Source organism: Enterovirga sp. (assembly GCF_035325185.1).
Lineage (GTDB): Bacteria > Pseudomonadota > Alphaproteobacteria > Rhizobiales > Beijerinckiaceae > Enterovirga.
Genome location: NZ_DAOLAJ010000019.1, coordinates 40,974 through 51,900, shown reverse-complemented (window position 1 = coordinate 51,900; position 10,927 = coordinate 40,974). Strand labels below are relative to the sequence as shown.

Annotated in this window: 11 protein-coding genes and 1 pseudogene; 3 read left to right on the top strand and 9 right to left on the bottom strand. The window is 71.1% G+C overall.

The window, feature by feature from the left end; genetic code table 11:
• From PKD06_RS06115 to PKD06_RS06105, 3 genes and pseudogenes are all read right to left on the bottom strand, one after another.
• Nucleotides 1-166, bottom strand: a pseudogene (locus PKD06_RS06115) (electron transfer flavoprotein subunit beta/FixA family protein); the annotation flags it as partial.
• A 121-nt stretch (nt 167-287) separates the two neighbouring features.
• Nucleotides 288-827 (bottom strand): cob(I)yrinic acid a,c-diamide adenosyltransferase, encoded by a 540-nt coding sequence (locus tag PKD06_RS06110; protein WP_324378621.1) that lies wholly within the window; start codon nt 825-827, stop codon nt 288-290.
• 4 nt (nt 828-831) lie between these two features.
• Nucleotides 832-1,017 carry a twin transmembrane helix small protein gene (locus PKD06_RS06105; protein WP_324378619.1) on the bottom strand — a complete coding sequence of 62 codons (186 nt, stop codon included), beginning with the start codon at nt 1,015-1,017 and terminating at the stop codon, nt 832-834.
• A 116-nt stretch (nt 1,018-1,133) separates the two neighbouring features.
• Here PKD06_RS06105 and PKD06_RS06100 point away from each other — a divergent pair, with 116 nt between their 5' ends.
• Complete coding sequence (locus tag PKD06_RS06100) at nt 1,134-1,442, top strand: hypothetical protein (RefSeq protein WP_324378617.1); 309 nt, start codon at nt 1,134-1,136, stop codon at nt 1,440-1,442.
• Nucleotides 1,443-1,448: 6 nt separating this feature from the next.
• Here PKD06_RS06100 and PKD06_RS06095 read toward each other — a convergent pair whose 3' ends face one another.
• The 4 genes from PKD06_RS06095 to argH form a co-directional block, all read right to left on the bottom strand.
• The gene (locus PKD06_RS06095) at nt 1,449-4,010 is read right to left on the bottom strand and encodes a TIGR02302 family protein (RefSeq protein WP_324378616.1); all 2,562 of its coding nucleotides are present in this window, start codon (nt 4,008-4,010) and stop codon (nt 1,449-1,451) included.
• A 95-nt stretch (nt 4,011-4,105) separates the two neighbouring features.
• Nucleotides 4,106-5,383, bottom strand: coding sequence for a diaminopimelate decarboxylase (gene lysA / locus PKD06_RS06090; RefSeq protein ID WP_324378614.1), 1,278 nt, complete (start codon nt 5,381-5,383; stop codon nt 4,106-4,108).
• Between the two features lie 167 nt (nt 5,384-5,550).
• The gene (locus PKD06_RS06085; RefSeq protein ID WP_324378612.1) at nt 5,551-5,886 is read right to left on the bottom strand and encodes a hypothetical protein; all 336 of its coding nucleotides are present in this window, start codon (nt 5,884-5,886) and stop codon (nt 5,551-5,553) included.
• Nucleotides 5,887-5,951: 65 nt separating this feature from the next.
• The gene (gene argH / locus PKD06_RS06080) at nt 5,952-7,346 is read right to left on the bottom strand and encodes an argininosuccinate lyase (protein WP_324378610.1); all 1,395 of its coding nucleotides are present in this window, start codon (nt 7,344-7,346) and stop codon (nt 5,952-5,954) included.
• A gap of 40 nt (nt 7,347-7,386) precedes the next feature.
• On the opposite strand from argH, the gene PKD06_RS06075 reads away from it, so the two are divergent.
• Both PKD06_RS06075 and PKD06_RS06070 read left to right on the top strand, forming a co-directional pair.
• Entirely contained in the window at nt 7,387-7,989 is a 603-nt protein-coding gene (locus tag PKD06_RS06075) for a TlpA disulfide reductase family protein (protein WP_324378609.1), read from the top strand.
• A gap of 62 nt (nt 7,990-8,051) precedes the next feature.
• Nucleotides 8,052-8,249, top strand: coding sequence for a hypothetical protein (locus tag PKD06_RS06070; RefSeq protein WP_324378607.1), 198 nt, complete (start codon nt 8,052-8,054; stop codon nt 8,247-8,249).
• Nucleotides 8,250-8,258: 9 nt separating this feature from the next.
• Here the strand turns inward: PKD06_RS06070 and PKD06_RS06065 are convergent, their stop codons facing one another.
• The gene (locus PKD06_RS06065) at nt 8,259-9,917 is read right to left on the bottom strand and encodes an acyl-CoA dehydrogenase family protein (RefSeq protein WP_324378605.1); all 1,659 of its coding nucleotides are present in this window, start codon (nt 9,915-9,917) and stop codon (nt 8,259-8,261) included.
• Nucleotides 9,918-9,961: 44 nt separating this feature from the next.
• Complete coding sequence (locus tag PKD06_RS06060; protein ID WP_324378604.1) at nt 9,962-10,825, bottom strand: DMT family transporter; 864 nt, start codon at nt 10,823-10,825, stop codon at nt 9,962-9,964.
• Nucleotides 10,826-10,927 lie beyond the last annotated feature (102 nt).

Genomic DNA, 10,927 nt, shown 5'->3' with positions numbered 1-10,927 from the left:
TGGCCTTGCCCTTCTCCTTCAGCCGGATCGCCTCCTCGACCGCGATCTCGTCGAAGGGGTTCATCGACATCTTCACATTCGCCAGCTCGACGCCCGAACCGTCCGGCTTCACACGGATCTTCACGTTGAAATCGACAACCCGCTTTACGGGTACGAGGACCTTCATCGAGGGCGTTCCCTGAATTTGCACTTATGCCTTGCAGGCCGCAGCCGCGACAAAGCATGCTCCGGACGAACCGTAAAGTTGCCCGGCGCTGTTTGCAACGCGATATGGCGCGGCCGGCCCCCTATCGGTTCTGGCCCGGCACCCAGAGCACGTCCAGCCTCCCCTGCCCGTTGGCGTGGCGTGCGGCGACGAAGAGGAGGTCCGAGAGGCGGTTGGCGTCGTCCACGAGCAGCGCGCGGCGCTCAGCCCGCCGGCAGACGGTTCGCGCGAGGTGGAGATGGGCCGCCGCCGCCGTCCCTCCCGGCAGGACGAAGGAGCGTAGAGGCGCCAGGCCCTCGTTCATGCCGTCGATCTCGCGCTCCAGGCGCTCCACCTGCGAATCCAGGATGCGGAGATCCTCGCGCTTCGCGGGAGCGTCGCGCGGGGGGGTGGCGAGATCGGCGCCGAGGTCGAAGAGGTCGTTCTGGATGCGCGCGAGCATCGCGTCGAGGGCGGCCTCGCCGGCCGTGTGAAGGCGGGCGAGGCCGATCGAGGCGTTCAGCTCGTCGACCGTGCCGTAGCACTCGATGCGCAGGTCGTGCTTCTTGCGGCGCTCGCCGCCCACGAGCTGGGTGCGGCCGCCGTCGCCGGCCTTGGTGTAGATGCGGTTCAGCGCGACCATGTTCTCAGCCCGAATGCCTCGCCCAGATCACGAGCATGATCACGACGATGGCGACGAATTGCAGCGCGACGCGCATGCGCATGAGCTGCTGGGAGCGTTGCGGCGAGCCGCCCCTCATCATGTTGACCAGCCCGAGCCCGAGCACGGCCGCGACGACCAGGACGGCCACGATGACGAGGACGTTCGACATGCGCGGTCCTTAGCCCCTCCGGCGCTCGCGGTCACGCGGTACGTCGTCGCCGGAGAGTTGGGGCGGGCGCCGATCCGTGATATGGCGCCCGCAACCGCCCGTTCGGCCGCAGGTCCATGCGCATCCTGATCGCTCCGTTCCTCGCCCTCGGCCTCGCCGCCTGCAACCAGATGGCGACGATGCCGGTCGTCAGGCCCGTCGTGGCCGAGCCCTCCTACGGGCCCGTGGGCCCGGGCTGCGCCGCCCAGATCGCCCGGTTCCGGGAAATCCTCGATTACGACCTCAGCGTCGGGCGCGTGCACAGGACGGTCTACGACAAGGCCATCGGCCCGGTCGGCCAGGCCGAGAGCGCCTGCGCGGCCGGCCGCTCGTCGGAGGCGATGACCATCCTCGCCCGCACCAAGCGCGCCTCCGGCTACGGGTAGCGCTCCTCAGTTCCTCTTCAGCAGGCGTTCGAAATAATCCAGTTCCTCGCGGGGGCGCGAGGGATCGCCCAGCTTGCGGCGCAGCTCGTCGAGGATGCGGCGCGCGCGCGCCGCGGCGGATTCGTCGATGCCGGGAATGCGCACGCGCCCGTCCGAGGAATCGCGCGAGCGCATCGGGCGGCCGAGAGGATCGTCGCTGCGGGGATCGTTCGCCGCGCGGCCTTGCGGATTGCCGGGCCCGTCCGGCTCGCCGTCCTCGTCGCCCTCGGCCATCATCTGGTCCATCTGCCTGGCCATGCCCTGCATGCCGCGCCGCAATCCCTCCAGGGCGCGGCCCTGGCTGTCGATCGCCTGGCCCTCGCGGCCCTGGCCGAGCTGTCCTTCGGCGTCGCGCATGGCGCCTTCCGCATCGGCCAGGCCCTGCTCGTTGCGCAGGCCCATGCCGCGCATGCGGCGCTGGAGGGCCTCCAGGCGCTCCCTCAGGGCGCGCTGGCGGCCCTGGAGATCGCCGCCCCCCTGGCCCTGGCCGTTCTCGGCCTGCTCGCGGTCTTCTCCGTCCTGCCCCTGCCGGCCCTTCTGCCCGCGCTGGCCCTCCCGCGTGCCGCGCTGGCCCTGCCGTCCCTGGAAGGTCTCGTCGCGAAGCTGCTGCTGCTCGCGCGTCAGTGCATCCAGCTCGTCCATCTGGCGCTGCATCTCCCGCGCCACGGGATCGCCGCGTCCGCCGGGGCGGGCCGTCCTGAGATTCTCCATGATGCTCTTGAGCTGGTTCAGCAGGCGCTGCGCCTCGGCGAGGTCGCCGCGCTTCACCGCATCCTCCATCTCCCGCATCATCCGGTTGAGATCGTTCTGCGTGATGACGCGCTCGCGCCCCGCGGAGGGAGACTCGCCTTTGGGGTCGCGCTGCATCTGCTCGGCGAATTCGCGCAGGAAGCGGTCCATGGCCCGGCGCAGCTCGTCCGTGAGCCGGGCGATCTCCTTCTCGTCGGCGCCGCGATCCAGTGCCTCGCGCAGGCGCTCCTGCGCGGCCCGAAGCTCGCGCTCCGCCTCCCCGAGATCGCCCTCCTCGATCTGGAGCGCCATCGCCCAGAGCCAGTCGGCGACGTCGGCGAGGTCGCTGTCGGTCCGCGCGGCCCGGTAGCGGTCGGCTGCGATCCTGAGGCCGAGGAAGACGCCCCATTCGGGCGTGAAGCGCTCGGGCGCGATCAGCAGCGCGTCGAGGGCGGTCTGGACCGGCTTGCGATCGTCCGGGTCGAGGACGATATGGCGCCGCTGCTCGACGAGCGCCCTGGCCAGGGGCTTGGCGAAGGGCTTCTGCGGCAAGGTGAATTCGAGAGGCGCGCTGCGGCCCTCCTGGTCGGCCTCGTCGCGCGCGACGAGCGTCATGCGCACGCGCGCCCCGGCCCAGGGATTCTCGGTGAGGTCGAGCGTGGCCTTGGTCTCCGCGCCCGCCCGGTGGTCGTCGGGAAGCTGGAGGATGGCGGAAGGGGCGGGGACGAGGGTGCGCCGCGCGGCCTTCGTTCCGTCCGCCCTCTCGAACCTCGCCTCGGCGAAGGCGAGGCCGTAATCGTCCTTGGCCTTGTAGGTGAGGTTGAAGGTCCCGCGGGCATTGATCTCCGGCGGACCGCTCATGGCGATCTCGGGAGGATGGTCTGGAATCGCCTCGATGGAGAGCGAGAGGCTGCCGGGGAGCCCGGCGCGCGCGGCGAGGCCCGTGCCGATGGTCAGGTCGCCCGAGGCCGCGAGCTTGTAGCGCCGCTCGCGCAGGCCCTCCCTGCCGCTCTCGGCGGACTTGATCTCGACGAGGCCCGGCGAGGCGGCGAGCGTGGCTTCGCCCTGGCCGGCCATGCGCACGACGATCGTCGAGCCGATCGGCGCACGCAGCTTCTGCGCCCCGGCGGCGAGGTCGATCATCAGGGGCGGCAGGCGCGTATAATGGGGGGGATCGATCCAGCCGTCGATGCGGAACAGCGAGGCGGGGCCCCGGGCGCCCCCCCCGTCGAAAGGGGCCCCGCTCCCGCTTGCGATCTCGGGGCCCGCCACGAAGGCCGCGGCGACGGCCGCGGCGAGGCCGGCGGCGCGGAGAGCCCAGGGGTCGCGGCGGGCCATGCCGGGGCTCGGGGGAGCGACATGCAGCGCGGCGAGCTTTGCCGCGGCGCGCCGGCGATGCAGTTCCCAGAGCGCGCGGCTGCCCGAATCGGCGGCTCCGAGGGCGAGGGAATCCTCGAACGTCCTGGCCGGCCGGTGCGGGCCGCCCGAATCGCGGTCCACCCGGTCGAGCGCTTCGGTCCGGCCGGGGAAGCGGACCCTCAGCAGCGGATAGAGAGAGGCGAGCAGCGCGAGTGCGAAGAGCCCGAGGCCCGCCTGCCGGCCGATCGCCGGCAACTCGAGCCAGAGCCCGAGCCAGGAGGCGGTGAGAAAGAGGAGCAGCAGGCCGAGCGGCCACCACAGGGCCGGCCAGATCCGCTCCCACGCGATCGCCCGGCGGGCCTCGCGCACGAGCCGGTCCAGCCTGCGCCCGGCTCCGGCATTCGCCGGAGAGGCGGGAGGGGGCGTCGGCTCGCCCGTCATGCGGGTCTCCGGGGGCGCGCGGGCGCGATCCGTCTCATGCCCCGACGATAGCATGCCCCGATCCCCCGGCTAGTGCAGCCGAATGGCGCGGGGTGTCAGGCAGGTTTCGACAGCCAGTCCGGCATCCGGTCGAGCGCGATCAGGGCGTCGAGCGAGGGGCGCGGCCGGACGACGGCATGGGCGGCTCCGCGCACCAGCACCTCCGGCACCAGCGGCCGGGTGTTGTAGGTGCCCGCCTGGACGGCGCCGTAGGCGCCGGCCGTCATGACGGCGAGGAGATCGCCCGCCCGGACGGCGGGCATATCGCGGCCGAGGGCGAGGAAGTCGCCGGTCTCGCAGACGGGCCCGACGACGTCGGCCCGGATGCGCTCCGCGCCGGGGGCGGCCTCGGCGACGGGCAGGATGTCGTGATGGGCCTCGTAGAGGGTCGGGCGGACGAGGTCGTTCATGGCCGCGTCGACGATGACGAAGGTGCGGCCCTCGCCTTCCTTCACATAGAGGACGCGGGTGAGCAGAATCCCGGCATTGCCCGCGATCATGCGCCCGATCTCGAAGACCAGCTCGAGGCCGAGGCCGCGTGTGCGCTCCTTGACGATCTGCGCATAGGCGCGCGGATCGGGCGGGGGCGGGTCCGCGTGGCGATAGGGGATGCCGAGGCCGCCGCCGAGGTCGAGATGCCGCAGCGGATGGCCCTCGGCCATGAGATCGCGCGCCAGCTCGACCAGAAGCTCGGTGGCGTTGCCGAAGGGGGAAAGGTCCGTGATCTGGCTGCCGATATGCATGTCGACGCCGACGATGCGCAGGCCCGGCAGCCGCGCCGCCTCGGCATAGGCCGCGCGGGCGCGCGAGATCGGAATGCCGAACTTGTTGTCGAACTTGCCGGTCGAGATCTTGGCGTGGGTCTTCGCATCGACGTCCGGGTTGACCCGGATCGAGATCGGCGCCTCGCGGCCCATGCCGCTCGCCACCTCGGAGAGGGCGCGCATCTCGGGCTCGCTCTCCAGGTTGAAGCACAGGATGCCCGCCTCCAACGCCGCCGCCATCTCGGCGCGCGTCTTGCCGACGCCCGAGAAGACGATCCGCTCGGTCGGGGCGCCGGCGGCGAGGGCCCGCTTCAGCTCCCCTTCGGAGACGATGTCCATGCCCGCGCCGAGCCGGGCCAGCGTCGCCAGAACGGCCTGGTTGGAATTCGCCTTGACCGCATAGCAGACGAGCGCGTCCACATCCGCGAATGCCTCGGCGAAGACCCGGTAATGCCGCTCGAGGGTCGCCGTCGAATAGCAATAGAAGGGCGTCCCCACCTCTTCGGCGAGCGCCGTCAGATCGACATCCTCGGCCTGGAGCAGGCCGTTCCGATAGTGAAAGTGATGCATGATCCGAAATCCGGTCGATCGCTCCGCCCGTTCTCTCCCGGCCATCCACGCCTTTCCGCGCACTCTGCGGTGAACGGGTTCGCAAGCAGCTGCCGCGTGCGTGGATGGCCGGGACAAGCCCGGCCATGACGAAGAGGGGCAAGGCCCCCGAAGCTCGGGCGGCGGGGCTACAGCAGCCAGTCCAGGATGAAGGGCTCCTTCGGGACGACGAAGGGCTTGTTCTTCCTGCGTCCCGGCGCGTTCGGCTGCGGCGAGATGGAGAGCGATCCGGGATCGGATTCCTCGTCGTCATCGTCGTCGCTCGGGGCGCCGGTTCCGGGGCGGGTCCGGGCCGCCGGCTGCGCCTTGCCGGATGTGGTGCTCGCCCGGGCCGCCGGCGCGTTGGGGTCCGGCGGCGGCTCGGGCCGGCCGCGGCGGCCGCAGGCGCCGACGCTCAGCGCCAGCGTGCCGGCCAGGAGCACGGCCAGCAGCGCCTGCCGGGAGGTCATCGTGGGGGGCGTCATCGAGATGCTCCGCTTTCGCGGTTTTCTAGCCACATAGGAAACGGCGTGACGAGTGCAGCCAAGCCTCAGGTCGCAGTCTCTTTTCCGAGGCGCTCCAGCCAGCCCCGCGCCTGGGTGCGGACATTGTCCGGCGCGGTGCCGCCGAAGCTGGTGCGGCTGCGGATCGAGGCGTCGACGCCGAGCACGTCGAAGACGGCCGCCGTGATGCGCGGCTCGACCGCCTGCATCTCCGCGAGCGACAGCTCCTCCAGCCCCGCATTGCGGGAGGCGGCGGCGGCGACGAGCCGGCCCGTGACGTGGTGCGCGTCGCGGAAGGGAAGGTTCAGGACCCGCACCAGCCAGTCGGCGAGGTCGGTCGCGGTGGCGTAGGCCGCGCCCGCCCAGCGCCGCATGGCCTCGCGGTCGGGCTGCATGTCGCGCACCATGCCCGCGCTCGCCGCGATGCAGAGCGAGAGCGTGTGGACCGCGTCGAAGACACCTTCCTTGTCCTCCTGCATGTCCTTGCCGTAGGCGAGGGGAAGCCCCTTGAGCACGACGAGCAGGCCCTGGAGCGCCCCGAGGATGCGGCCGGACTTGCCGCGCACCAGCTCCGCCGCATCCGGGTTGCGCTTCTGCGGCATGATGGAGGAGCCGGTCGAGAAGGCGTCCGACAGCCGCACGAAGGCGAATTGCGGCGTCGTCCAGAGCACGATCTCCTCGGCGAGGCGGGAGAGATGCACCGCGCAGATCGAGGCCGCCGCGAGCGTTTCGAGCGCGAAGTCGCGGTCCGAGACGGCGTCGAGCGAATTGGCGGTCGGCCGGTCGAAGCCGAGGGCGCGGGCGGTGGCCTCGCGGTCGATCGGAAACGAGGTGCCGGCGAGCGCGGCCGAGCCGAGCGGGCATTCGTTGAGCCGCAGCCTGGCATCCGCAAGGCGGCCCCGGTCGCGCCCGGTCATCTCGACATAGGCGAGGAGGTGGTGGCCGAAGGTCACGGGCTGGGCCGGCTGGAGATGCGTGAAGCCCGGCATCACCGTGTCGGCGAAGGCGAGGGCCTTCTCCGCGAGCGCCCGCTGGAGGTCGGCGAGCTGGGAATCGAGGCTGTCGATCGCATCGCGCACCCACAGCTTCATGTCGGTCGCGACCTGGTCGTTGCGCGAGCGGGCCGTGTGCAGGCGCCCGGCGGCCGGGCCGATGAGGTCCCGGAGGCGGCTTTCCACATTCATGTGGATGTCTTCCAGCTCGCGCGAGAAGGCGAATTCGCCCCGCTCGATCTCCCCGCCCACCCGGTCGAGCCCCGCCGCGATCGCCGCGACGTCCTCGGCCGAGAGGATGCCGGCCGCGCCCAGCATCGCCGCATGCGCCTTTGAGCCGCGGATGTCCTGGGCCGCGAGGCGCTTGTCGAAATCGATCGAGGCGTTGATGTCGGCCATGATCTCGGCCGGGCCGCTGGCGAAGCGGCCGCCCCACATCCGGTTGCTCATGGTGAGATGCTCTTCACTCTTCGGCAGGACCGCGCTCCTCTTGGGCGCGGCCCTCATCGTCACTGCCGCCGGCCTATACGGGACGGCCGGCCCGTGGGGCAACCGCGACGGCGGCGCCTGCGCGGCCTCGGCCGCCATCGCCCAGCGGCTCCCGCTGCTCGCGCAGGGGGAACTCGCCGCGTTCCGGGTCGAGAAGGCGCCGAAGCCGCTGGCCGATCTCGCCTTCGAAGGTCCCGACGGAACGCCGCTGGCTCTTTCTTCCTTCCGGGGCCGGACGGTGCTGCTGAATCTCTGGGCGACCTGGTGCGAGCCCTGCAAGCGCGAGATGCCGGCCCTGGACAAGCTCCAGGCGGAGCTCGGCGGCCCGGGCTTCGAGATCGCGGCCGTGAATATCGACACGCGCAATCTCGACCGCCCCCGGCAATGGCTGCGCGAGGCGGGAATCGCGAAGCTCGCCTTCTATGCCGACCCCAAGGCCGGGATTTTCCAGGATCTGAAGCGGGCAGGGGAGGTCGAGGGCCTGCCGACGACGCTCCTTGTCGGGCCGGACGGCTGCAAGATCGGCAAGCTCTCGGGCTGGGCCGAATGGGCGAGCCCCGAGGGCCTCGCCCTGATGCGGGCTGCGCTCCCCTCCGGCGGCTGAGTGGATCGAAGAGCCCGCCCCGGCGTTGACCTCTCGCAAGATCTTGCCGCGAGAGGGATTCGATGACGATGGACACGAAGGAAAAGCCGGCGGAGCAGGAGCAGGAGACCCGCAAGCACACGGGCTTCGGCGAGACGGCGAGCCCCGGAGACCGGAAGCTGCCCGAGAATTCCAAGGAAGCCCTCGACAAGCGTCTCGACGAGGCGTCCGAGGAGAGCTTCCCGAGCAGCGATCCGATCTCGGTGCAGATCACGCGGTAGGCCGGGACGCTACTGGCTCTCCAGCAGGCGGCGGGCGATGACCTGCGCCTGGATTTCGGCCGCCCCCTCGAAGATCGACAGGATGCGGGCGTCGCAGAGGAGGCGGCTCACCGGATATTCGAGGGCGAAGCCGTTGCCGCCATGGATCTGGAGCGCGTTGTCGGCGGCCGACCAGGCGACGCGGGCGGCGAGGAGCTTCGCCATGCCGGCCTCGAGGTCGCAGCGCTTGCCTTCGTCCTTCGCGCGGCCGGCGAAATAGGTGATCTGGCGCGCGATCATCACCTCGGCCGCCATCATGGCGATCTTGTCGGAGACGCGCGGAAACTCCGCCAGCGCCTTGCCGAACTGGTGGCGCTCCTCGGCATAGCGGAGCGCGACGTCGAGTGCCGATTGCGCGACCCCCGTCGCCCGCGCCGCCGTCTGGATGCGGGCCGATTCGAAGGTCTGCATGAGCTGGGTGAAGCCCCGGCCCTCGACCTCGCCGAGCAGGTTTTCGGCCTTCACCGCGAAGCCGTCGAAGGACAGCTCGTATTCCTTCATGCCGCGATAGCCCAGCACCTCGATCTCGCCGCCCGTCAGGCCCTCGACGGGGAAGGGATCCGCGTCGGTGCCGCGCGGCTTCTCGCCGATCAGGAGCGACAGGCCCTTGTAGCCCGGCTCCTCGGGCTTGGTGCGGACGAGGATCGTCATGATGTCGGCACGCACCGGATGGGTGATCCAGGTCTTGTTGCCGTAGACCTTCCAGACTTCGCCTTCCTTCACCGCCCGGGTGCGCAGCGAGGCGAGGTCGGAGCCCGTGTTCGGCTCGGTGAAGACGGCGGTCGGCAGCAATTCTCCCGAGGCGATCCGGGGCAGGAATCGCGCCTTCTGCTCCTCGGTGCCGCCGCCGATGATCAGCTCGGCCGCGATCTCCGAGCGGGTGCCGAGCGAGCCGACCCCGATATAGGCCCGCGACAGCTCCTCGGAGACGACGCACATGGAGACCTTGGACAGGCCCATGCCGCCGAATTCCTCGGGGATCGTGAGGCCGAACACGCCCAGCTCGGCCATCTGCTCGATGATCGTCATCGGGATGTATTCGTTGCGCATGTGCCAGCCATGGGCATGCGGCTCGACCTCGCGCTCGGCGAAGCGGCGCATCTCGCCCCGGATGGCCTGGAGGTCCTCGTCGAGGCCGGGATCGGCCGGCGTCGGGCCCTTCTCGTGCAGGATCGCGGCGAGCCGGGCGCGGTGGGCGGGCGTGCTGCCGGCCTCGATCAGGCTCTCGACCGCCTCGGTGCGGAACTTCGCCGCCTCGCGCGCCGGCAGGCCGAGATCGGAGAGCCGCGCCGTCTCGAGCTGGCTCATCGGGATGCCGGAGAAGAGCTGCTCCAGATATTCGCCCATGCCGATGCGCACGATCAGGCTCTCGGCCTCCCCGAGGCGGCCTTCGCCGGCAAGGCGCTCGGCATAGGCGGCCAGCTCGCGCAGCGCGATCGAATAGGTCGCCGCCCAGGCGAGGGCGTGGGTCGCGTGTTGCTCCTCGTCGAGCTTCTGCTGCGAGATGCGGCCATTCTCGACGAGCCGGGCCCGGACGCGCCGCGAGGCTTCGGCCACGAGGTCGGAAGCTGCGGCCGCGCCCTCCCGGGCGAGGGAGACGAGATCGGCGGAAGGCGGGGTGGTGGACATGGAATCTCCTTTTCCCGAGCCGGCGGGGTGCGTCAATCGGGGCGTCAGGCGCGGGTCGCGAGCGCGACCCCCGCCGTCGCAACGGCCATGCCGGCGATCTGGAGGGGCGACAGCGTCTCGCCGAACAGCGCGAAGCTCATCAGCACCGCGACCGGCGGGACGAGGAAGAGCCAGGCGGCGACGCTCACCACGGCGCCGCGCCGAATCATCAGGAAGAGCAGAAAGATCGCCCCGATCGACAGGCCGAAGACCGCCCAGAACAGGCCGATCCAGAATCCCGGGGCGGGATCGATTCGCATCGTCTCGGTGGCCAGCGCCATCGCCAGCATCAGCAGCGCGGAGGCGCCGAACTGGATCGCGGTGCCGGCCCGGAAGTCGATCTCCCCGCCGGCGCGCTTCTGCCAGATGGTCGCGACCGTGATGGTGAGGAGGCTGCCGAAGGCGGCGAGCAGGGTCGGCAGGGAATAGCCGTCTGCCCCGCCGAGCTTCGGGGCGAGGACCAGGGCGACGCCGGCAAAGCCGATCGCGATCCCGATGCGGCGGCGCATCGGCACCCTCTCGCCGAGGAGCCGGCGGGCGACGAGCGCCGTCAGGAGCGGCTGGAGGGAGACGACGAGCGAGACGATGCCCGCGGGCAGCCCGTGCCGCACGGCCCAGAAGACGCCGCCGAGATAGACGCCCTGGAGCAACAGGCCGATTCCGATGGCATGGCCCCAGGCCCGCCGCGTCGTCGGCCAGGGCGCGTGCATGATCAGGGCGAGGGCGCCGAGCGCGCCGCCCGCGAAGGCGAAGCGGATGGCCAGGAACGTCATCGGCTCGACATGGGGCGCGACGAGCCGCGCCACGACGAAGCCGGTCGCCCAGATGAAGACGAAGAGAAGCGGAACGGCGAGGGACAGGATCTGCATCGGCGAAGGGGCCTCGCGCCCCGAGTCTCGGGGGCCGCCTCCTAACCCGGCCGGGCTTCGGGCGAAACCTGCCCCGGGGACCTGTCGTTTCCGCGAAAAGCT